Raw genomic sequence first — 23,902 nt, 5'->3', positions numbered from 1 at the left:
GCTTATATGAAGCTCAAGTTCAAATATAAAAAACGCACACTGCAAAAGTGTGCGCTATTTCTCCTCCTACTGCAGCATCGTGTCCCGTTCAATATACACGTGATATCGTTCGTGAAACACATTCGCAAGTGGAATGAACAACAAATCATCCTCGGCATAGCGGAAAGCGAACCCATGCGGCCCGGTTTCCTTGGTGAAACTTTCCTGAAGGGCATCTTCGCGCAGCTGAAGCCGCAAATAGTCACTTTCTTCAGAGAGCGCAGCCAAAATGTACGGCCCATACGCAAGAGACACCAGTTCCTTCCGATCCGGCGCCGTTTCCACGCGGAGCCTGCAGTCGAAGAAAAGCTTGATCTCGTCTCCATCCTGCCAATCCCGTCTGATGCACATATACCCTTCAGGGTCGTTAGCCATGTCGGCTGGCTGGCCGTTGATCTCCATTCCGCAATCCGGCCCGGCCCAGTAAGGACGACGAATCTTCAATGTAAAAGCCCCTGTCCCCTCCACCCGCAGCGTCACTTTACCTGGATCGTATCGCTCCGCGTCCAGCGCCAGCTTCACCTGCCGTTCCCGCCAATGGAGGGTCGAAGGGATCAACAAATTAACATATAGCGCGGATTCATCGTAATGATAAATCGCCTCCGAATATTTAAAATGGTTCTCCAATCCGGTGCCATGGCAGCAGGTATTCCCCGCTACGTCAAAAGACTTTGTCCTGCCGGGTGCCAACGGCATGAAATACGTGCTGCCTCCCGTCGGTTGATGATCGCAGGAGGCCAAAATGTGATTAAACATCGTACGCTCGTAATAATCCATATATTCCGTTGCCGGATGATACACAAACAATTCCTTCGTCAATTTCAGCATGTTGTACGAGGCGCAAGTTTCCGCGGTTCTATCGCTGAGACACTCTCCAATTCTGTCTGGCTGCCGGAACATTTCGCCTTCTCCCGTGCCGCCGATCGAATAGATATGCGAACTCGTAACGGCCTGCCAAAAAAAACGGGACATGTCGTAATACACCTTCTCCCCGGTAGCCTGGAATATTTTCAGGGCGCCGATGACCTGAGGGATATGCTGGTTGGCATGGAGGCCGCCAAGGGCATCAATACCCGCGCGCAGCGGGACAAACAGACGATCGTTTTCAAACAGGTTGGCCGCCGCCAGATGTTCGGGCTTATGCGTCATGGAGTATAACTCGGCAAGCGATTCGTTCATGCCGCCAAATTCGCCGGCGATGTACATGCTCCACATGGTTTTGAGCACGCGGTTAGGGAGCCTGTTCAAACGATGATACACCCAGTCGCCAAGCTGATCGGCGATCGTCAGCGCCGTACGAATTCCCAAATGGCGGTAGCAGTCCAGCAACCCGGCAAAGATCTTGTGCAGGGTGTAGTAAGGAGCCCATATTTCCGGATAGCGGGTAAACTTCTCCAACTGGTCAAATTGTTCCTCTGTGTAACCGCTGAGGAAGCCGGCATGAATTCCGGATTGGCCTGCAAAAGCCTGCTGGCATTCTTCCAGCGAAGCGATCATGTACTCTGCCTTCCGCTTGATGTCCTCATCCCCCGAAGTCGCATAGCACAATGCCAGCGCGGACAGATAGTGCCCGGTCGTATGCCCCCTCAGCAAGCAGTCGGGCGAATCCCAACCGGTCATTTCCGGAGCTCCGCGTGTATCCAGTCCGGCGGCAGCCCTGAAATTATATAACATCTGGTCGTCATTGACATTTCTCAAAAAGACCAGGCTTCTGTCCTGAGCCGCTTTAAAGACGGTCCCGTCCTTCAGCGCTACCGCATCAGCGGGAAAGCCGTGCACGGCAGGAGTGGTGTCCATCGTTTCCCGTTCAAGCTGCCCGGCTGCCATCCAAACTTCCGCACTTACCGGAATCGCCGTGTCTTTCAGGACCCCTTTAAACATGATAGGACCGGGCTCATCGACAATGCATGCCTCCCCCTGTTCCCAATCCACCGCATGGGAAATGATCTCGCCCTCGGTCGTTTCGACCACGGCGACCGTCGGCAAATAAAACGGCCGCCCCTTTTCCTCTTTCAGCAGTATCGGATAAATCCGTGACACCCGAATTTGATTCTTTTCCTCCAAAATGGTCACTTCAAAGACTTTTTCCTTGATGCAATCGCCATATCGAAACGTTGCGCGCAGCGGAACTGTGCGTTTGCCAATGCCGTATTTCGGCCGGGTTACCGTACCGTCGTCATGGAGAAAGCGGGAATCCCCTGATGTCCAGTTGATTTTTGAGCCGTATTTCCCTTCCAGGGGCAAGCGGAGGTCGAATTCCACCGTGGCCAGATTGCCTAAATACAGCGTCTCCATATCCTTGATTACGATGCTTTCATCCTCTTTAACCAAACCCATGTCATGCCCCCCTATTCGCTTGTGGATGTTCCAATCACCTTCCACTGTTGAATGCCTGTGGATGTCGTTGCCTTGGCCTTCATGGTTAGGCGGATTTTCGTCGTTGTTACCGGATCGAAGGAGGTCACATTATATTGATCCGGAAGAACGCCATATTCGGAAGGATCAGGCACCTTCACCCAATCGGTTCCCGTCCAATACTGGATGTAAAACGACGCTGGCAGATCGATCCCGTCATGATCGGCAAACCAGTATACCTCACTTGACGAGAGGGTAAACGGCCGGTCAAAATCATACTGCACCCACTGCTCGGTCCCACGGGTATCCCAGTTCCCGTAGATCGGGTGCCCCCTGTCCGCCGAGCTCGTCGGCTCGTATTCATCATTTAGTCCCACCAGGCTTTCCCAAGGCGAGACGTAGGAGGCCGTAACGTTTCCTTCAACCGCTACGTTTGGATTTATCGGTCCCGGCGGTTCGACAACGGGCGGAGATGGTTTATCCGCGGCAAGAGCGGCGATATCGGCCGCAAGCAGCGCACGCGAATAGAGCTTGATTTCATCGAGACTTCCGGCAAAATAATGTTCGTTCGTCCCGGACTTTCCGATATACTTGTTCGCCCCATTCAGAAGGGATCGGATGCTGCCTGGATTCACATCCGAGGTCTTGGCCAGCTCAGCCCCATCCAGGTAAAGGATTGCCGTGCTTCCAGATACGGTGACCGCCGCATGATGCCATTGTCCGGATGTTACGCCGCTGCCAGAAATGTTCACGGCTCCGGTCCCCTGCGGGCCCGGTGCCGTCAAGCGTAACGTTCCGCCAGCTTCGATGGATAACGCCATGGATTTGCCTGGGCGTGAGCCAAAATCGAAAATGCGCACGTTGGCTGCGTTTATATCAGAGTTGCCGGAGGATGAGGCAGCCGGACTCCCGGCCACGTTTACCCATGCGGAGAAGGTGAAGTCCTGGGCTCCTTTCAGCATCCGATCCGGAAGCTTCATGTAGCTTGACAAACCGTTCAAGCCCAATCCTCCGCCTCTTGCGCCGTCCGTCCGAGAAGCATGATAAACGGCAGCATCATGGCTCGCACCGGAATAATCCAGGGCGATACCGGAATCCTCGGCCTGTTTTTCATCAAACAAGTAATCTCCCGCCAGTTCTCCCTGGCCGACATTTAATGTGAATTCCTTTTGAACCGGGGCACTCTTTTCGTCATAATCCCGGAGTTGTACCGTAAACCTGTAGCTGCCTTTGGCCCCACCGGATACTTTTCCCGCGATCTTGCCCGTAAAACGGTCCAGCGTCAATCCCTCCGGCAGGGTTCCCCCTGCAATATTCCAATCATAGAAAGGGACTCCGCCTTCCGCCTGAAGCTTCAGCTCATAATTCTGTCCTGGCTTAGCATTGGGAACCGGAGTGTTTTTAATGGCAGGGCTAAGGAAAGGCGTCAGTGAACGATTCAATGTCCAGCCCGCTTTTTCCGCAATCAACAGCGTCAGTTTGGTCAGCATCCAGCGCTTGTTGTGAAAGAGATGTGTACGGCCGCCGTTCTGCCCGCTGATCCGGTCCCAGTATTGCGGTTCTCCAGGAATATGGTAGGTGTCATCCAACGGAACCGGACCCCCTTGGTACGCGACGATATTGTCCGCCGTTCCTCCGCTGCGTTTATAGGCAGCCATCCCTCTCCAGCTGTGGGAAAACGCAAGCGCATGCCCGAATTCGTGCATGATGAGTCCGTACACGTCCGTAGAGGTGTCTGACATCTCCGTCAGGTACCATTTCTCATCATCCAGCGAGCTAAACGGCGTCGCAGTATCGTAAAAGTCCAAAATGGTGAGAAGCGAACGATGGATTCTGTCGGGAACCGTCACTCCGTTACGTTTATGATATTTCCCGTTGTCGGACGCTCCCCCAGTGGAATATGGCTCGTTAAGCCCTCTGAGGTAGACCCACATTCCGTTGTAAGGCTCATTATTGGTCACCGAGATATGCCCGTCAAAATTATCCTGCGGCAGCCGGGTGACTTCCGAGTTCGCCGGGACGGTATCGAAGGGCTCCATATCAAAGAAATAGAACCAATCCTTGATCGCCTGCTCGCTGGCATTTCGGATCGCGGGATCGCTGAAATAAGGCTGGATCGTGTCATATCTATAATCAAATTTCAGCGGCAGGCTCGGCTCTCTGGCATCATCCTGGTCCCATACACGAATCGGGGTGGTTTGTTTTTGGACATTGCCATTGGCATCCGTGACCGTGAGCTCCAGCATATAATGTTCGATTTCACCGTTGCCTCCGATTCGGTCGGGATGAATTTCGAGCAGAAAGTGCTTGCTTTCGCCGGTATTTTGAAACGTCAGCGTCTTTGCCGCCCCTGTCTCGCTCAAGGTGCTCGGCCGGTCCATCATCAGGCGAGAGGTGCCTTTGGCCTTGATGTCAATCGTCAATGGATAGGCGGCGTCTTTCGGCGGAACAACGTTCAGTTTCACATACGGATTGGCGATGTATCCCTGCCAGTCTACCAGTTCGACGCCGTAATCGTTGAGCGTTCTTCCGAAAATGTCAATGATCTTCGCCTCGCCGGTGGTTGAATCCGGTTTCACGGGCTCGGCCGCGGCCGGGAATGCACATAAGGAAAACAACAGCGCAAAGCTAAGCGCCATGGATAACCATTTTTTCATGTTCATTCCTCCTCATTTCATTTCTTATAAAATTGCTCTCTGGCATCCGAAATGCCTGAATGAAACTGGATCAAAGCTTCGGCGCGAATCCGGCGGACATGCTCCATCGCTTCAAGCAGGTGAGGTTCCCGATCCTTCCCCAGCACTCCAGCATCCCGGCAAATGGCAGCCGCCGCAACACTGCCTTGAGCCATAGCGACCAGCGCGCTTTCGATTCCCGTAATATTGCCGGCGACGTACAGGCCCTCTACTGGCGTCTGCATTTCCTCGTTGTGCAGCGGAATATGACCGCCCAGTTCCTCTGCATACACCAGGGGGCACCCAGCCACCGCGGCCAATTCCGCTAGCGGGGATAAACCGCCGGCAAGAGCCACAAAATCGACGTTCTCCTCCCGCTCGCTGCCCGGAATAATTTCGCCTCTCCCGGTTACATCCGCCAGCGTCACGGATTCCACGTGATGTACGCCGTTAATGGATATGGCGGAAGTGCGGAGCCGTAAAGGAATATCCCATATTTTAAGCCCGCCCCGTGGATAAAAGCGGGATACCGCGCCAGCCAACCCAAAGCTCGCGCCCAGCTTTCCTCCGATTCTCATCAGCGGAGACGGTGCCAAATGAGCCAGGCCCAGCAGGCGTTTCACTGCTTCTTTAGGCAAGGCCTCCTTACCGAATACGGAATTTCGTTCTGGCAGCACGATCCCGGCGAGCGAAATCCCGCTAACGGACAGTTCGCGGGCAATCGCCATCGCGAGCACGTTCACGCCGATGATTAGCCCGCGGCGTCCCGGCTTCACATAGTGCACATTGGCCATCACTTGGGCTGCACCGATCGACATAACCCCTGGCAGCGTCCAGCCCGGAATCGGCTGAGGAATTTCGGAAGCGCCGGTGGCGAGCAGCACCCTTGCTGCCGTGAACGATCCGCCCGCGACTCTTACGACCCAGCGCTGTTCAATTCGGAGTATGCTGTGAACGGAAACGCCGCAGCGGATATCCACTCCCTTGACGCTGCATTCTTCTATCAGCTGTTCTGCAACCTGCCTGCCAACCCACCATCTCCCTTTTTCCTCATGGAATTGTCCAAGCATGCGCCCGCCCGGCTGCGGGAATTCATCCAGCACAGCTACACTCAAGCCATGCTCGGCCGCCGCTGCGGCGGCTGATAATCCCGCCGGACCGGCTCCAACAATCAACAGATCGAATGACGTCATGGCAGCTTCCTCCCCGTAATTTCATTGGAAAGCTGCCGCCCTTCCGAAATGCGCATCCCCTCTTCGAGCGGGGTAAGACAGGAGCGCACCTGCCCCCTCCCCTCCACGTTCAGCCGACATTCCATACAGTGGCCGATGGCGCAATACAGCCCGCGAGCGGTGCCGGACTCCTCATGCCTGCGCAGTCTGCGAATCCCCGAGGCCAGCAAGGCCGCAGCAATCGGTTCGCCCTGAAGTCCGGTCAGCGTTCTGCCGTCAAACGTAAAGCTGACCGGTTCCTTCCCCCTCTTCAGCGGACCCAAAATCGGATGATTCGTAATCCGTTCCATTACGCTTCACCATTAGCCAGCTGGCCAAAGGTCACCGGCCGCACCGGAGGACGGTGGGGCAGCAGTTCCGGATCGCGGACAGACTCCGGATTTTTGGCATGCACCCAGGTTTCGAGGAGATGCCTGCATATCCTGCCCTGGCAGGCTCCCATACCGGCACGTGTTTTCATTTTTAGCTGCCTTGAAGTATGGCATCCTGACTCGTATGCGGCCTCCAATTGAATGAGGGCTACTTCTTCGCATCGGCAAATGATCATGGAAGAGCGTTTCATGGGAACCCTCCTATCGATAAGAAATAGCACACGTCTTAAGCTCGGTAAAGAAGTCCAGTGCAGCCTGGCCCTGTTCGCGCGTATGGGAGCTTGACAGCTTCATACCGCCGAACGGGGATTGATACTCAACACCCGCGGTTTCCTGATTGACACGGACCATTCCGGCCCGGGCCTCGTCCAGGAACCGGTGGGCATGCGATAAATTTTGAGTAAACAGCGAAGCGCTCAGCCCATAAATCGATTGATTGCACAAAGCCACCGCCTCCTCAAAGTCGGCTGCTTCCAGCACCGTGGCGACGGGTCCGAATATTTCCTCCTGGATCAAGGGGTGTCCTGCGCCTACGCCAGCGGCCACGATTGGCCGGATATAATAACCATCCTGATCTCCGGAGAGCGGCGGACCTTGCGCCAGAATATCCGCTTGTTCGCTCGCCATATGCACATAAGACATCACGGTTTCGTACTGGCTTGCGGAAGCCACGGGACCAAGGTAAGCCTCGCTGTCAAGTGCCGGAGCCAGCTTGATGTTGGACAAGGCATACGACAATTTCTTGATGAACGAATCATAAATTCCCGACTCAACGATAATCCGGCTTGTTGCCGTACATTTTTGGCCCGCCGACCGAAACGCACCGCTGACAATGAGCGGCACAGCCGTTTCGAGATCAGCGTCGTTTAATACGACAGCAGCATTTTTGCCGCCCATTTCGGTCTGATATTTGATATTGCGCTTGGCGCAAATTTGGGCAATGCCAAGGCCTGTGGACGTGGAGCCGGTAAAACTCACGGCGTCCAAAGGAGTTTGCTCAAGCATCGCTTTACCGATCTGGCTGCCCTTGCCGATAACCAGATTGATGACACCTGGCGGAAGCCCAGCTTCTTCAAACAGTTCGGCCAGCCTGGTCGCGGTCAGCGATGCAAGCTCTGCCGGTTTCCATACGACCGTGTTTCCGCAAATCAGCGCGGGTGCTATTTTCCAGATCGGAATGGCAACGGGGAAATTCCATGGCGTAATGATGCCCGCCACGCCGAGAGAAACCTTCCTGGTGAATTGCAGCACATTCTGCTCGCTGGAAGGGATGACCGCCCCGTTCGCCCGGAGTCCCTCGGCGGCGTAATAACGCAGCAGGTTTACTCCCCGGCTTACTTCCCCGCGCATTTCCGCAATCGGCTTCCCCATCTCCATGCTTGCGAGGTTAGCGACGTCACCCGATTTTGACTGAAGCAAATCCGCCATCCGTTCCAAATGACCGGCTCTGACAGGGCCGCTCAAGCCAGACCAGGGGCCGTAAGCTTCACGCGCCGCCTGCTCTGCCTGAATGACTTGTGATGAATCCGATAAATGCAACACCCCCACCTGCTCCTTGGTGTTGGATGGGTTGATTACGGCGCACTCTCCCGCTGTCGGCTCTATCCATTCTCCCCCGATCCAGTTGCGGCTGTTTTTCATTTGCGTTCCTCCTTTTGCAGGATTCATAATTCAGCTTTATTGGTTAAGGCTTCATGGCTGGCTTATTTCGCGCTTCACGGCAAACTCAAATGCTTCTTTGATGGCGATATAGTCGGCTGCCGGGAGTGGCAGGCGAGGCGGACGCGTCGGTCCTACCGGGAATCCGGCCAGTTCCATCATATATTTGATCGACTGGACAAGCTGTGGACTGGCATCAAAGTGGAACAAAGGGAGAAGATGGCGATATAGAACAGACGCCTCCCGAACTTTGCCCTGTCTCGCCAGATTGAACAACTCCACTCCTTCCTTAGGCAGAGCATTTGGCACGCCCGAAATCCAGCCCGTTGCCCCGCACAGCGCACCTTCCATAGCTAAGTCGTCAACGCCAATCATCACTTCCAAATTGGTTTGGGCCAAAATATCGTGCACGCGGCGGATGTCCCCGGAGAATTCCTTCACGGCCACGACATGTTCAAGCTCGGAAAGCCTGGAAAGCAGCTGGGGAGTCAAATCAACTTTGTAATCATGCGGGTTGTTGTAAACGATAATCGGCAAACCGACCTCATTGACCGCTTCATAATGAGCAATGACCTCAGACTCAAGCGGCTTGTAATTAATCGGTGGCAGTGCCATCACGCCGGCAGCTCCCGCATCCTTGGCATGCCGTACCCAATCTGCCACTTGCTTGGTGGAAGGTGCCGCGGAACCGACCATTACAGGCACTCGGCCTGCCGCGGTTTCGATGACCGTCTCCACAACCTTGGCCCGTTCCTCCTGTGTTAAAGTCGCATATTCGCCTAATGATCCAGCCGGGATCAAACCGTTCACACCTTGTGAGATAAGGTCATCGCAAAGCTCCGCCAAACGTTTGTAATCAACCTCGTAATCCGCTGTAAACGGTGTGACAAGTGCGACATAAACTCCTTCAAATGTTGCCATATTGACATTTCTCCCTTCAGTGTTATCCATTTCAATATCAACCTCGATTCAGTACAGAACAAAACCTTCCGGCAGCGAGTCTGACGGATCGAGCAAGAAATTCATGAAGCCCAGGATGTGAGCGGTTCCGGTGAGCCGAGGAATGACAGCTCTATACCCGTAAATGTCCTTTTCCCCTTCGATGCTTCCCACGATTCGCGCGCCAGTGATCCCTTCATAAACGATCTGCTGCCCTGGCTTCAACGAACCGCAGGAATGCAGGACCGCCATGTGAGCGCAGGTGCCAGCCCCTCCCGGCGACCGGTCAAGCTGCTCTCCGGCAAATGCAGCCGTGCAGCGATATGTGAGCCGGTTCGGGTTTCGGTCATCGCACGATGCATCTCCCCTTTGATAAAAAAAGACGCCGTGAATTCCGGATATCCAGTCCAGATGCGGATGCTTCACCTCAAGCCGCCGTTCGATCTCCTCGCGGATCAGTCTGCCCCATTCACGCAGCTTCGGAAGGTTGAACACATCCCCGTCTCCCAAAGCTGACATATCGACCACAGCATAAAACTCACCGCCAAAAGCGACATCGACCCTTACCTCCATGCCTTGAACCTTCACCGCAAACTGCTCGGCATAAACGAAGCTTGGGACATTCAAAAAAGAAACTGACCGGACTTCATGTCCATCGAAATCGGCAAATGCCTTGACCGTTCCGGCCGGGCAATCGATCAGAACGCCGTTGGCAGCGTCCGAAGCAGATAGCTGCCCTGTCGACGCCCATGCCGCAACGGCGGCGATGATTCCGTGACCGCTGATGGCCGAAAGGCCTTCCTGGTTCAGGAATAACAATCCAAAGCTCGCTTCTGCCGTTGTCGGTGCCGTCACAATCGCTCCCGTCATCTCACGATGCCCTCGCGGTTCAGCCAGCAGCAGCTTCCTGACGGAATCGAAATGCCTTTTGAAAAATAAAGACTTCGCATGTTGAGAGGAGCCGTTGATCTGAGGCACCCCCCCGGTGATGATCCGCAGCGGCTGACCGCAGGAATGCGTATCGAGCGCCGCATACCACTTCGTTGTTTCCATAATGCCGCCCTCCGGTAAAATTCATTAGAGCAGGAAAAATCCCTGACTCAACGGATCCTGCTCCTTATAAACAAACTGATGAAAGCCCGTAATCCACGCTGAACCGGATATTTCGGGGATGACTGCTGCCAAACCACCCACGGTCGTTTCTTCCAATACTTTTGCCTGGAACAAGGAGCCTACGATGCTTTCATGCACGAACTCCTCCCCTTTTTGCAGCTCCCCTTTGGCGTGAAGCACGGCAACTTTCGCAGAAGTTCCCGTGCCGCATGGAGAGCGGTCAATGCCCCCAGGGGGTACGACAACCGTATTCCGACAGTTGGCGGACGGCGAGACCGGATCACTGTAAAACTCAATATGGGTGAGTCCGCGAATGACGGAGATTTCGGGATGTACCACCTCGATTTCGCGATTGATCGCCTCCCGGATCTTGATCGCCAGCTCCACGATCTCCGCCCCCCGTCCGGGAACAAGTGGCAGATGAAGCGGGCGCGCGTCCACAAGCCCGTAAAAATTGCCACCATACGCAATATCAACGGAAATGACGCCAATACCCTCAACGCGAACCCGTACATCCGATTGGTATAAAAAAGAAGCGATGTTGGTGAACGAAACCTTCTTTACCTTCCCGTCCTCCACTGTAAGCTTTGCTTTAACCATTCCTGCTGGCGTATCCAAATGGATAACGTCTTTGTTCCCGGGGTAAATTCCTCCCTCGATCAGTGCCGTGCATAGGCCGATCGTGTCGTGTCCGCACATCGGCAAATATCCACCGCTTTCGATAAAGACAACCCCGATGTCTGCACTTTTGTTGCACGGGGGGGTCAAAATGCAGCCGGACATCACTTCATGCCCCCGCGGTTCCAGCATTAGAGCCCGGCGGAAATGGTCGTAATGTTCGGACATGTACACCATCTTCTCGGCCATTGTGTGGCCGATCAGCTCGGGTGCTCCGCTTGTCACGGTCCGGGTGGGGTTCCCCCCCGTGTGCGTGTCGATTGTGCTCACCAGCTTGGATATTCTCAAAAGATTACCTCCTGTCGGCCCGCCTCGTGGCGGAAACGGTCATAACGCAGCGGATCAACCGGAATACAGGTCTCCGCTCCGTTCAGCATTTCGCTAATGACTTTTCCCGTAACGGCGGCCAGGCTGATGCCATCACCTTCGTGTCCGGCCGCGATGTAGAACCCGGGAATTTCATCAACGGCAGATACAATCGGCAGATGATCCGGTGTCCAGGGACGCAATCCCGCGTAGGTTCGAAGCAGCGGAATCTGTTCCAGGGCAGGGAAAAAGCGAATTGCCCTTTCGGCGATAAGCCGGATGACCTCCTGGTCCACGCGAGCGTCCATCCCCACAAATTGGCGGCTCGATCCAATCAGGAAATTTTGCGATGCGGTCGGTTCGAATACAAGCGCGATCCCGTATTGTTCAAATTTCGGGTCCACGCTCCGCTTTCCGCCAAACTTGCTGATCAGGTAACCAAATTCCATCACCTTCCGCTTCCCGATGCTCTCTGAGCGGGAAGCGACCAGAATATGACCTTTGCGGGGTTCGATCGGAATATCCAGCCCGACCATTTGTCCAATATGCTTCGACCATACCCCGGCAGCATTGATGACGGTCTGTGCATGAATCGTACCGCCAGTGGTCTCTACCCCGCGGATTCTCCGCTGAGCATCAAGCATAATCGCCGTAACGGATGTATGAACCCGCAGCCTGGCTCCATACCGGCGAGCGGCGGATGCCAGCGAATAGGTGAGCAGCAACGGATTTACGGTGGAATCCGTTGCGCACTCTAAGCCGCCGAGCAGATCTTCGGCCAGCGCTGGCCATTCGCTGCGCAGATCTTTTTGGTCGAGCATGCGGAACGGAAGGCCGGCCTCCCTCTGGCGTAAAACCCAGTTTTCGGCGGCAAGCATCTCCTCTTCCGTCTCGCAGACAAGGATGCTTCCGGGGGCGCGATACTCAAATTCCTCATCGAGCTCCCGGGCCCATTCCGCCACCAGTTCCTGCGATTTTAAGGACATCTGGCTGTCAAAGCCGGGATCCTTGTCAATCGCAAGAATATTGCCGTCGCATTTGGAAGAGGTCCCTCCGGCGAGTTCTCCCCGCTCCACCACAACCACATCCATACCTTGCCTCGCCGCATAATAAGCGATGGACATGCCGATAATCCCGCCGCCGATAACAACAACCTCCGCAGATTCAGCATTCATGAATCGATCCCTTGCCTCCCCTCTTACAGCACAATCAGTTCTTTATTCGATGTTGTCAGCACCTCGATGCCCGTATCGGTAACCAGAATATTGTCTTCGATGCGGACGCCCCCAAAATCAGGCAGGTAAATGCCGGGTTCAACCGTCATAATCATGCCGGGCTCCAGCTTATCCTCCGTTTGTTGGGAAAACCGCATGGGCTCGTGAATCTCCAAACCGAAGGCGTGGCCGAGACCATGACCGAAATAATCCCCATACCCGCGGCCCGTAATATATTCCCTGGCCAACGAGTCACCCTCCTTCCCGGTCATTCCCGGTTTCAGCCCCTCCAGGACGGATTGGTTCGCTTCCATCACGATCTGGTAAATCTCCCGATGGCGTTCGGTCGGTTTGCCGATAAAAACCGTGCGCGTCAAATCGGAACAGTATCCTTCGTAATTCGCGCCAAAATCCATGGTCACGAATTCATTCATTCCGAGTGGCTTGTCGCTGGCTAATCCGTGCGGAAGTGCCGAGCGCGCGCCGGAAGCGACGATGATCGGATACGCCGACGACACCGCGCCGTTTTTGCGCATGAAATATTCCAGCTCCGCCGCCACCTCCCTTTCGGTAACGCCAGGCTTCATTACACCCAGAATAAACGCAAAGGCCTTTTCCGTAATTTCGATTGCTTTCCGAATACAGTGCTGCTCCCTCTCATCTTTAATGCCTCGCAGCTTTTCGATGGCGTCCCCAATTGGCGCTAGTTCGATGCCGGCAAACGTGCGCTCGTACGTTTCATAGTCGGCAAAGGGAACATGATGTTTTTCAAATCCCATTTTCTTGACGCCGGCGGCGCCCAGTTTTTCGCGGATCAGCTCAAGCGGCTGGCCCCCATGCTGCACCACTTCAAATTCCTTGGCTTGCTGCCCCGCTTGGCTGACATAACGAAAATCGGTCACTAGCCACGCTTGATCCTGAGTAATTACAGCCCAACCGGCAGTTCCCGTAAAGCCGGTAACATATCTCCGGTTAAACGGACTGGAAATCAACAGTGCATCCATTTCCTGCTGCTCGATCACTTCCCTTACCTTGCTGAGTCGCTGAGCTTCCATATTTTTTACGCTCCCTCCGTATTGTGACAAAGCCGAAATTTCTGCCTTTACAGCATGTTACGAAACTGAATTGAATTATATTCAATAATGTTGAATTATAGGTATGCCCACACCCGAGTTACCCTTTCATTCCGGTCAACGTAATCCCTTCGATAAAATAACGCTGGCCTATGAAAAAAACGACGATGACCGGTAAAATGACCACGGTCGAGGCCGCCATCAGAAGGTGCCACTGCGCACTGTGAAGCGACTGGAACATCTGCAGGCCTAATGCCAGCGTGAACTTTCTCTCCTCATTCAAGTACACCAGCGGTCCCATGAAGTCGTTCCAGGAATTCATAAAGGAAAACAATCCAATCACGATGAGGGGCGGTTTGGACAAAGGAATGATGATCCGGGTGAAAATGGTCCACGGCCCTGCCCCATCCACATATGCGGCTTCATCCATGTCTTTCGGTATCGTGGAATAAAACTGCCGGAGCAAAAAGATATCGAAGGCAGATCCCAACCATACCGGCAGAATCAGCGGGAAATACGTATTGATCAGATCGGCAAACCTCCAGCCGATAAAAGTGGGAATCAAGGTGACGGCGCTGGGAAGCATCATGCTGGCCAGCAGCAAGCCGAAGAAGAGCCGCCTTCCCGGCCATTCCAGCCTGGCGTAGCTGTAGGCTCCAATCGAGCTGCTAAAGAGTGCTCCAAACAGACAGCTGACGGTAATGAATAAGGTGTTGCGGAAAAACTGGAAAAAGTCGATGGTGGTCAGTGCCTCCACATAGTTTTGCAGCCGAAACGGCGAAGGAATCCACTTCGGAGGCATCTCAAAAATTTGCAGCGAATTCATCATCGAACTGCGTACCAGCCAAAACAGCGGGAGTAAACAAAAGGCAGCTCCCCCAATGAGGAACAAATACACGATAATTTGCTGAATACGGCGGCTTTTCTTCACAGGGAGCTACACCTCGCTTTCATAGAATACCCAGGACTTCGATGTGCGGAAGAATATAACCGTAACCAAAAGGATGATGATAAAAAGAATCCACGCAATGGCGGAGGCTTGCCCCATTTCGCCAAACTGAAAGGCCTGCCGGTAAATATAGTAGTTATAAAACAGGCTGGCGTTATTTGGACCTCCCTGCGTCATAATCAGCGCCTCAGTAAACACCTGAAAGGCTCCGATTGACCCCATGATCAAATTAAAGAAAATAATTGGCGTCATCATCGGAATCGTAATATGCTGGAATTTCCGGAGGGCGCCGGCACCATCCACAGTGGCCGCCTCATACAAGGATCGCGGCACCCCTTGCAAGCCCGCCAGGAAGATGATGATCGTGCTACCCATCCCCCAAAGACTCATCAGCACAATCGAAGGCACCACCGTTTGTTCGGAATACAGCCAGTTGAGCGTGGGCAGATTCAACGCTTCAAGAAAGCTGTTGAACAGTCCCAGATCGGGACTGAACAACCAGAGCCAGATCATGGAAGAGGCGACAGCAGGTACAATAGACGGCAAGTAAAAGATCGTGCGAAAGACGGATTTGCCGCGAATGAATTGCATGTTCAGCAAAAACGCAGCCATAAAAGAGAACACAAGGCCCAGCGGAACACGGAGAATCACGTATTTCAAGGTGACCCATAACGAGTTGTAGAAATAGGGGTCCGTTCCATCAAAGAGCCGAATATAATTGGCGAGTCCAATAAATTTAGGCGTGTTGACAATCCGGTAATCCGTAAAGCTGAGCAGCAAACTGGCAAGCATCGGCAGCATGACAAACAACATCAGTCCCAAAATGCTGGGTAGGGCAAACAGAATGCCCGCCATTGCGATTCGGCGTTTATGTTGAATATGAATCCCCCCTATCTTCAATGAATATCCTTCAAGTCATGAACAGAACGCGGTTTGCTGCTGCCGCCGGAAAAGGATCACCTTCCGTAATATCCCTCAATAAGCGGCAATACTTTGGGCTCCACGCCTTTTAGTGCCTCTTCCGCTTTTTGTTTGCCCGTCCACACCAAATCGAGTGCGGGCGTGACGAGCGCGTTGATCTTGTCCAGATTCTTCACTTCAAAGCCGGGAGTGCGGAATCCGTTTTCAATGGTTTGTTTCATAAAGGCTTCCGTGTAGCCTTCCGGATGCGCTTTGTTCCCTGCTGCCCATTTGTTGATCAGCTCGGGATTCGTGTACCACTCTTTCTTCAGCGGCATCCATAATCCGCCCTCAATCAGCGGCAGCACCGATTCAGGGTCCGTCATATATTTGTACAGCAGCCAAGCTTCTTCAGGATGTTTGGTTGATTTGAAAATGACCGTTGGCGCGCCGTCCAGCAGCGTGTTGCTTTCCTTCAGCTTTGGCAGGACCCCGACGCCAAGATTAAAATCCTGTTCCGCAAAGGCTTGAAGCGCCCAGTTGCCGGATACCGTCATCGCGACTTTTTTGGTCTGAAGCGCCGTGTCAGGCATGTTTTTGGTCTGCAGCGGAGTAGGGGAAACATGATGCACATACATCAGATCTGCAAGCTTTTGAATCGCTTCGATCGCTTCCGGCCGGGCAAGCCCGAAGCCTGTGCCGTCTTCGGTCAGGAAGTTGCCACCATTGGAGACTACCGCCGCCATCATGTTATACGGATCGTACTGAAGGCCAAACTGTCTGATTTTATCCGGGTTAAAATTCGGATCCAACGCATTTCTTCCTTGATCGTCCAGCGTTAATTTTTTAGCGTACTCCACAAACGTATCCCAATCCCATGCTTTGTTCGCATCCGTTGGAGGCAGCTCGACCCCAGCTTCCAGCAGCAAATCCTTGTTGTACATAAGACCATAACCTTCGACGGCGGTACTCATCGCGATGATGTTGCCAGGTTCGATTTCATACCAAATCTGGTCCAGATAATCTTCCTTTTTAAAATCAGGGTCGTTCTCCATAAACGGTGTGAGGTTTAGCAGTTTCCCGTCACGTCCCCAGCTCAGAGCGGCCCCCGATGACAAATAACCGAGATCCGGCGCAACGTTCCCTGCGACCATCGTTGTCATTTTGGTCAAATAATCCGCTGGAACATGCATCGGCTCTACCTGGATGCCGGTCTCCTGCTCAAAGCGCTCAAGCGCTTCTGTAACCGTTTTCTTTTCAATGGTGTCTCCCCAGAAGGAAAATTTAAGCGTGACCGGCTCCTTTTGGCCGTTCTTGCCACCTTGGGCTTCGGGACCTCCTCCGCTGTCCGAGCATCCCGTCAGCAACAAGCTGATCGTCAGAACAGACGATAAAACCACTCCTGCGACACGTTTGGCTTTGTTCATCTACGAAACCTCCATTCATTGGCTGATGGTTTGTATATTTATTGTAAAAAAAAGCCGTTCCGAATAAAATTCCAACATATTTGTATTGGTGGATTATTTTCACACGTTTGATACAGGAAGGTTGATTGTTACCGTTGTGCCCTGTCCTTCAACTGAAGTCAGAGTGACGCCATAGCCGTCTCCATAGATGAGTTTGATTCTTTTGTCCACATTCCGGATACCGATCGACTCGCCTTCAAGTTTTGCAAGCTCTTCTAATTTGTCTGGAGCGATCCCCGTGCCGTTATCCTCCACCGTAAAAAAACGCTCACCGTCGGCCATCCATCCCCGGATGGTGATCCTTCCCCCGCTGTGCAAACGGGAAAATGCGTGAACGATCGCGTTTTCGATAAACGGTTGCAGGAACAGCTTGGGAACTTGGTATGCATACAGTTCAGGGGCAAGGCAATAGTTGACGGTAAACCGATCTTCGAAACGCTGATTGGTAATGTAAATATAATGTTTCAGCCAGTTCAGGTCCTGGGCCAAATCGCCGATGTCCTGGCTGTTCTCGGAGGTGTACTGCAACATGGAGGACAAGCTGACAATCATGCGGCTCAACTCTTTTTGGTCGTTTTCAAGTGCCGTCCAATTCATGATATTCAGCGTGTTGTACATAAAGTGGGGATTCAATTGAATGTTCAGCGACATGATCTTTGTTTCTTTTTCCCGCAGCTTGACTTTGTAATTCTCTTCAATCAAATTGTTGATTTTGACATTCATTTGATTAAATTTGTGGATTAACAGCCCCATTTCGTTGTAGGATTCTACGGGTATTCGCGTGTCGAATTCACCTTCGCTCGTTTTTTTGATTGCCTGGAGTAGCTGATGAATGGGCCTGGTAATGGAATTGGCAAAAACATACGCGAGCAGGAGCGAAATAAACAGGAGAATAATGGCCAAATAGAAGGTATAAGATTTGATCTCTGGCAAAAAAGCCGCCACCATCGCTTCTGGCGAGATGGTGACACCCGAGATCCATCCCGTCACCTTAGACGTATCAAAACAAACGATGAGCGGCTTTCCATCCTGCGTCACCGTCAAAGTGCCACTTTTCATCTCCGTCATTTCATCCAGCCAAGCGAGATCGATGCCTGCCATTTCATGCTCCATGGACGTGCCCGCCACAGGCTGTCCGGCCGGACTGACCACAAAAAAAGAAGCTCCGGCAGAAGGGAGCGTGTTGGCGAAGCGGGAATGATAGATTTCCGGCCGATAAACAACGGCCAGCACGGGAAGCTCGGCCTTGCCCTGCAGTTCGACGACTTCGCCGTTATTGATATTGAACAGCTTCAACAAGCGGGCACCCGCCAGCAGGCGAACATATTCGGGGGGCTTGGAGCGGCGGATATCCTGCTTAAACATCTGATCAAACGAGAAGGTCGGCACCCACTCCATAGCCCCTTCCCCCTGTAAAGCAGCCCGGTACAATGCTGTTTGGTTGAAATTACTATACGGAATAAATGCGGAGGCGCCCGTTGGGCCAATATTGGAATAACTGGTAATGAGATGTATGGAATATATCTGCCCCAAATCCGTAAAATACGTGTTTAACGTCCGGCTAACCTTTTTCTCCATCGAGATCATACTGTATTCATCTGCAGGGTTTGCATGCAGATACTGCTCATACAACGTTTGATCCGCGATGATGGCCAGGCTGCTTTCTTCCACCTGTGCGAGCTCGGCGTCCATGATTTCATTATTTTGCTTTACGATGGAGTACAGATTTTGCCTGGCAAATTCGGAGACAAATTCCCGGCTTGAATGAAAATACATCCAGCTCAGGATACTGAGGGGGAGCGAAACGATGAGCGCATAGGTCAGGAAAAGCTTGAACCTGTAGCTGAGATCCTTAAAACGCGGCAATAAACAACGTCCTCTCAAATGACATCCCTTCCTTTTAGAGAGTAGCGGATAAATGGCGATATTCTTCGGGGCTTGTGCCAAACTCCTTGCGAAACAGACGAATGAAGTATTTTGCGTCTTTATATCCTACGCTCTCGGCAATTTGGTAAACCTTCTGGGAGGTCTGCAGCAGCAGGCCAGCAGCCGCCTTCATTCTGGTATGGGCGATGTACTGATGGACGGTCATGTGGGAATGCGTTTTGAACAACATGCAAAAATACGAGGGATTAAAATGAAATTTCGTTGCCAGCGTGCTCAGTGACAAATCACCATCGCCATAGTGCGTATCAATATAGGCTTTGCAGCTGTCGATAATGGACTCGGCTTTGCACTGCCGCCGTTGATCCAGACGATCCGTCAGCTCGAAGATCCACTCCCGGGCCGCCTCTTTCAGTTCATCAACGGTATGACAGTGAAGCAAAGCTTCCTCATAGACCCTGCTATGTAAGGGCGCAAGCCCTTTTTCCATTAAAAGGGATATGACTTGATCGATCGAGGCGGCGAGAACGTATTTCAATTTCTCCGGCTCAGGAAAGCCGTTCCCGGAATCCTGGCAAACAGCCGAATCCAGACAGGCTTCAATTTCCGGCTTGTTTCCGGACAGGACCGCTCGGGTCAGCCCGTTTACTTCAAGCTTCACGACGGCAGGCCGGTCTCCATTATTCATCTGCTCGGCTCCATACAGCACCCCTCCTCCTTTATAAAACCTGGCTTTGAGCGCATGGCACGCCTGCTGGTAAGCTTGCCTGGCTTCTTGCCATTCGGCAAAATAACGTCCAAGGCCAAGCGTTAATTCCGCCCCGTATGCCCGTAGGAAGTGTTGAATGACCTCTTGCATCTTGTCTTCAAAGCCGGCAGTCACCATGGAGGAGGACTCGGAGTTCATAATCAAGGCGGTGAGCATTTGTTCCTTCATACAAAAAGCGCAGGAGAATCCAGATTTCTCCATCATCTTGAGCAGCCGGTCTTGGAGGCTGCTGAGCAGAAATGGATGGTCCTTCGCCATGCCAAAAACAGCGGTCAGAACGATCCCTTGCTTAAATTCCGGGAATGCGCTCTCCAATAATCGATAATCTTGATTGGATGGACATCCTTCCAACAGTTCGGAAAGTGCGGATTCTATGCATGCAAGACGCGCAGTGCTGGCTTTACGCTCCGCTTTTGCAAGCAGCGGCAGGATGTTCTGTTCTTCCACCGGCTTTAGCAAATAATCGCTGGCGCCTAACTGGAGCGCACGCTGGGCATAAACAAAATCCGAATAAGCACTTAGTATGATAACGCTTTCATTTCCTCCGCGGCGGGTCAATTGTTCCATTAATTCCAGGCCGTCCATAACCGGCATCTGAATGTCCGTGAACACCAGATCCATCGGATGAACATTCAAATTTTGCAAAGCCTCCTCCCCATCTCTGGCATGAAAAATGTTATACTCCGGTTTCAGAGCGTTCAGCATTCGGGACAGTCCTCTTCTGTGCTTCGGTTCGTCATCCACAACCAAAATGTTTAACATATTTCATCCCCTCTCCTAACCATTCGTGTCGGAGCAGAATACCGACAAATACTTGACTTCATCGGTCACCAGCATATATTTATGGTTTTCCACCGAATCGAAATACAAGCTGTCACCGGCATTTAAAGTGTACTCTTCCTTCCCTACGTAATAAATCATTGTGCCTTCGAGGACATAGATAAATTCCTGCCCGACATGTGAAATCGTTCTTTTGCCCGTTTTGCCTTTCTGTGCAACAAAGTAAAACGGCTGCATCAGTTTTTCCGGCCGTTCGGCCGCTATGGCGGAAAACAGATACCCTCGATCCGTCTGGACCATTTTTTCCATGCTCCTGGCTTTTGGCGTGTACACCGTTCCGTTAAAATCGTTATCGTCCAGCAAAATGGAAATTTTGGTTCCAAGCGTTTCGGCAATCTTGATCAGCGTACCGATGGGAGGAACCGTCTTCCCGTTTTCGATTTTGGACAACAAGCTTTTGGTAAATCCGCAAACCTTTGCGATGTCATCTTGACTACGGTTTTGTTCCTTTCGAAGCTTTCGGATTTTGCTTCCCAGTTCCATTCCATTGATCTCCTAACTAAGCGTCATTCAACATAGTTTAATCATATGAAACAACATCAAATCCAAATTGTCAATAAATTTTAACAAACAGACCTAGACAACTTAACATAGCTGTGATATCAATTATGTCAAAATCTTGGAGGTCGGGTGGCTTGGCCTTGCCCACAATCTACTCAAGAAAGCCACGATCACGGAAAAACGCAAACGAGACGAAACAGAATAGACCTCTGCTTCGTCCCGTTTGAACATATCAGTGTTATTGCTCCCAATCGATATGTTTTTTAGAGCTTTTGAGACCACCCCTTTAATTCTCTATCTATGACAATGATTTTCACACCGTGTTGGAACGTCACTTAAGTCACTCTACTTCTTAAAGTCAGCCTGCTGCTGTTCATAGATTTCATAGAAGTCGTCCCATATAAGGACATTGTCCTTTTCCTTGCTCCACCAGTCTTTGTACCACGCTTCGATCTCCGGGCCACCACCCTGCTCCCACTTTTGCTCCGCTTCTGCAGCAGCCTGCTCAACCGTGTACTTACTGCCGCTAATAATGGAACGTGTGAAAATATCATTAATGGCTGTCGTCACATTGGTAAGCTTCACCTGAAGCTCTTTAGGCAGCTGGGGCATATGTTCCGAATGGGTAACGCCCTCGCCCACCGGAAGATCGTTCATGTATACTTCCCGCGCTTCCTTGAAGAGACGAAGTCCTTCCTTCTGAGACGGGATCTCCTCACTGAACAGCATTTCGGTGTATCCGCATTTCCCCTCTTCCAGGCGACTGTACAGCATCGCGTAATCTCCGGCCCAGCTAATTTCCTGTTTGTACTTTTCCTGGTCAGATATGCGCGGGCAGCCCTGTTCGTTCAATGTATAGTGTGTGCCTTCAAATCCGTTTTTGAACGTTCGACCTGATTCTGTTTTGGTGAGGAAATCGATATATTGAATAACGGCTTCCGGATTTTTGGCACGGGCATTCACAACAGCTGTCATCTGTACCGGGTTATTCCATACCATGGTATATTGACCCACCGATGTGGAAGGCAGGGCAATGACCTTCAGTTTGGCATCAGGTACATTTTGCATAAGGGTGTCCAGTTCCTTGGCCGCAAATCCGGTATAATCGGACGTCATGGCGGCATACATGCCTATTTTACCGTTCAGGAAATCCTGCTTGGACTTCGCTCCATCCTTGTCGGTCAGAAAATCCTTGTCTACTACCCCAGCCTCAAACAATGCCCGCTTAAACGCCGTCGCTTCCTTCATATGATTAGGGCCAACCACGATCTCCCCGTCCTCCACGTTAACCCAATTGGCATTGTACATGTAGCGGAACAATCCAGCAGTGTCCCCAAATTGCAAACCTCCGATCCCATATGTATCGTTTGCACCGTTCCCATCCGGGTCATTCTCCGTGAATGCCTTGGCGACCGCCAGCATCTCTGCTTCGTTCGTCGGCACCTCCAGATTCAGCTTCTCCAGCCAATCTGCACGAATGAAAAAACTGGTCAGCGGAAATACCTCATTCATCCGGCCAACTTCGTATAACTTTCCATCACTCTTGATCCCAGCCTTCTTTAACTGTGGATACTTCTCCATCAGCGCTTTATACTCCACACTGGAATTCGCAATCAGGTCATCCAGCGGCATCAACTGTTTTTGATTAAATAACGTATTACGAATAGGCGTCCCAAATTCAAAAATAACATCCGGTGCACTGCCTGAAGCAAACAACACGTTTAATTTGGATTGGGATTCCCAGCGGGGAACCGCGGTATATTTGACGTTGGCCGGGCCATTCTCATTGATCCACTTGGACCACATGTTATCCTCAATCGTGCCCATGCCGCTTGGCACGGAGCCCCGATCATAGATCGTCGACGTTATGTTGCCGCGCCCGCTTTCACCTTCGGCCTGCTCACTTTCGCCTTCTCCCGAACATCCCGCCAGTATTCCGCCGATCAGGCCCAGAACGAGACCGGACTTCACCCATGCCTTGATGGACATCACCATAAGATCAGACCCACTTTCTTATATAATATGAAACGAAACAAGCGAATGGATTGCAGCCTACACTACCCTTTGATGGAACCCAGCATAACTCCTTTAACAAAGTATTTCTGCAAGAACGGATATACTGCCAAAATGGGAATGACCATTACGATCACGGCCGCTGCCCGGATGCCCTCTGGCGTCAGGTTCGAAATCATGGTTGGATCGGTAAAATCCTGCACATTCAGATTGGACATGATCATATTCTGAACCAGCACGGTCATGTTGTATTTGGAGGTATCGTTGATATAAATCATCACACTCATGAATGAATTCCAGTACCCTACACCGTAGAACAGAGCAATGGTCGCCAGCAGTGGTTTGGAGAGCGGCAGCACGATTCGGAACAAAAGACCGAGTTCTCCGCAGCCATCGATGCGTGCAGCTTCGTCCACTTCCCCCGGCAGATTTTCGAAATAGGATCTCATGATCAGCATGTTGTACGTACTCACCAGACCCGGCAGCCAGAGTGCACCATAGCTGTTCACCAGTCCAAGGTTCTGCACCACCAGATAGGTCGGAATCAATCCACCATTGAAAATCATCGTGAACACCATCGCCATCGTAAAAAATCTGCGGTGATAAAAATGCCTGCGCGACAGCGGATACGCTGCCATAATCGTAACAGCCATACTGAGCCCTGTGCCGATTAATGTAATCTCTACACTGTTCCAGAACGCATTCAGGATCGGCGTCCCGGTCAATAAACTATGATAGGAAAACCAGGTGAAGTCGACCGGCCATAGCCCCACTTTACCGGATACTACGGCTCTCGCATCACTTAATGACAAGGCCACAATATTCAGGAGAGGCAGGATGCAGCTGATGGCGACCAATGTTAACAATACATAATTGATCATATAAAAGACTTGTTCTCCGCGAGTTCTTCTCACGCTGCTCCCCCT

The 23,902-nt window shown here is 52.1% G+C and carries 19 protein-coding genes; all 19 read right to left on the bottom strand.

What is annotated here, in order from left to right:
* Positions 1-66: 66 nt before the first annotated feature.
* Positions 67-2,376 (bottom strand): beta-L-arabinofuranosidase domain-containing protein, encoded by a 2,310-nt coding sequence (locus JNUCC31_RS20210; protein WP_192263930.1) that lies wholly within the window; start codon positions 2,374-2,376, stop codon positions 67-69.
* 11 nt (positions 2,377-2,387) lie between these two features.
* A complete protein-coding gene (locus JNUCC31_RS20205) occupies positions 2,388-5,051 on the bottom strand; it encodes a LamG-like jellyroll fold domain-containing protein (RefSeq protein ID WP_416234323.1) in 2,664 nt (887 codons plus the stop codon).
* 17 nt (positions 5,052-5,068) lie between these two features.
* Positions 5,069-6,262: an NAD(P)/FAD-dependent oxidoreductase gene (locus JNUCC31_RS20200; RefSeq protein ID WP_192263926.1), complete on the bottom strand. Its 1,194-nt coding sequence runs from the start codon at positions 6,260-6,262 to the stop codon at positions 5,069-5,071.
* Positions 6,259-6,591 (bottom strand): (2Fe-2S)-binding protein, encoded by a 333-nt coding sequence (locus JNUCC31_RS20195; protein ID WP_192263924.1) that lies wholly within the window; start codon positions 6,589-6,591, stop codon positions 6,259-6,261. The genes JNUCC31_RS20200 and JNUCC31_RS20195 overlap by 4 nt, the downstream gene beginning before the upstream one ends.
* Entirely contained in the window at positions 6,591-6,863 is a 273-nt protein-coding gene (locus JNUCC31_RS20190) for a (2Fe-2S)-binding protein (protein WP_192263922.1), read from the bottom strand. Before JNUCC31_RS20190 ends, JNUCC31_RS20195 begins: the two co-directional genes overlap by 1 nt.
* A gap of 10 nt (positions 6,864-6,873) precedes the next feature.
* Positions 6,874-8,313, bottom strand: a complete 1,440-nt coding sequence (locus JNUCC31_RS20185) for an aldehyde dehydrogenase family protein (RefSeq protein ID WP_192263919.1) — start codon at positions 8,311-8,313, stop codon at positions 6,874-6,876.
* Positions 8,314-8,364: 51 nt separating this feature from the next.
* The gene (locus JNUCC31_RS20180) at positions 8,365-9,252 is read right to left on the bottom strand and encodes a dihydrodipicolinate synthase family protein (protein WP_192263916.1); all 888 of its coding nucleotides are present in this window, start codon (positions 9,250-9,252) and stop codon (positions 8,365-8,367) included.
* 48 nt (positions 9,253-9,300) lie between these two features.
* Positions 9,301-10,323, bottom strand: a complete 1,023-nt coding sequence (locus JNUCC31_RS20175; RefSeq protein WP_192263914.1) for a proline racemase family protein — start codon at positions 10,321-10,323, stop codon at positions 9,301-9,303.
* A gap of 24 nt (positions 10,324-10,347) precedes the next feature.
* Entirely contained in the window at positions 10,348-11,349 is a 1,002-nt protein-coding gene (locus JNUCC31_RS20170) for a proline racemase family protein (protein ID WP_192263911.1), read from the bottom strand.
* On the bottom strand, positions 11,346-12,542 hold the full coding sequence (locus JNUCC31_RS20165; RefSeq protein ID WP_192263909.1) for an NAD(P)/FAD-dependent oxidoreductase: 1,197 nt from the start codon (positions 12,540-12,542) through the stop codon (positions 11,346-11,348). The genes JNUCC31_RS20170 and JNUCC31_RS20165 overlap by 4 nt, the downstream gene beginning before the upstream one ends.
* 23 nt (positions 12,543-12,565) lie before the next feature.
* A complete protein-coding gene (locus JNUCC31_RS20160) occupies positions 12,566-13,636 on the bottom strand; it encodes a M24 family metallopeptidase (protein WP_192263907.1) in 1,071 nt (356 codons plus the stop codon).
* A gap of 118 nt (positions 13,637-13,754) precedes the next feature.
* Positions 13,755-14,585, bottom strand: a complete 831-nt coding sequence (locus JNUCC31_RS20155) for a carbohydrate ABC transporter permease (protein ID WP_192263905.1) — start codon at positions 14,583-14,585, stop codon at positions 13,755-13,757.
* A 6-nt stretch (positions 14,586-14,591) separates the two neighbouring features.
* Positions 14,592-15,458, bottom strand: a complete 867-nt coding sequence (locus JNUCC31_RS20150) for a carbohydrate ABC transporter permease (protein WP_062320991.1) — start codon at positions 15,456-15,458, stop codon at positions 14,592-14,594.
* 101 nt (positions 15,459-15,559) lie between these two features.
* Positions 15,560-16,930: an ABC transporter substrate-binding protein gene (locus JNUCC31_RS20145; protein WP_192263903.1), complete on the bottom strand. Its 1,371-nt coding sequence runs from the start codon at positions 16,928-16,930 to the stop codon at positions 15,560-15,562.
* A 99-nt stretch (positions 16,931-17,029) separates the two neighbouring features.
* Positions 17,030-18,835 carry a cache domain-containing sensor histidine kinase gene (locus JNUCC31_RS20140; RefSeq protein ID WP_192263900.1) on the bottom strand — a complete coding sequence of 602 codons (1,806 nt, stop codon included), beginning with the start codon at positions 18,833-18,835 and terminating at the stop codon, positions 17,030-17,032.
* A gap of 34 nt (positions 18,836-18,869) precedes the next feature.
* Positions 18,870-20,384, bottom strand: a complete 1,515-nt coding sequence (locus JNUCC31_RS20135) for a response regulator (RefSeq protein WP_192263897.1) — start codon at positions 20,382-20,384, stop codon at positions 18,870-18,872.
* A 15-nt stretch (positions 20,385-20,399) separates the two neighbouring features.
* The gene (locus JNUCC31_RS20130) at positions 20,400-20,945 is read right to left on the bottom strand and encodes a helix-turn-helix domain-containing protein (RefSeq protein WP_062320999.1); all 546 of its coding nucleotides are present in this window, start codon (positions 20,943-20,945) and stop codon (positions 20,400-20,402) included.
* Between the two features lie 363 nt (positions 20,946-21,308).
* Positions 21,309-22,958 (bottom strand): type 2 periplasmic-binding domain-containing protein, encoded by a 1,650-nt coding sequence (locus JNUCC31_RS20125; RefSeq protein ID WP_192263894.1) that lies wholly within the window; start codon positions 22,956-22,958, stop codon positions 21,309-21,311.
* A gap of 62 nt (positions 22,959-23,020) precedes the next feature.
* Positions 23,021-23,890, bottom strand: a complete 870-nt coding sequence (locus JNUCC31_RS20120) for a carbohydrate ABC transporter permease (protein ID WP_192263881.1) — start codon at positions 23,888-23,890, stop codon at positions 23,021-23,023.
* Positions 23,891-23,902 lie beyond the last annotated feature (12 nt).

Source organism: Paenibacillus sp. JNUCC-31, from assembly GCF_014844075.1.
Lineage (GTDB): Bacteria > Bacillota > Bacilli > Paenibacillales > Paenibacillaceae > Paenibacillus.
The sequence above is the reverse complement of the archived record's forward strand: the minus strand, read 5'-3'. Positions and strand labels throughout refer to the sequence as shown.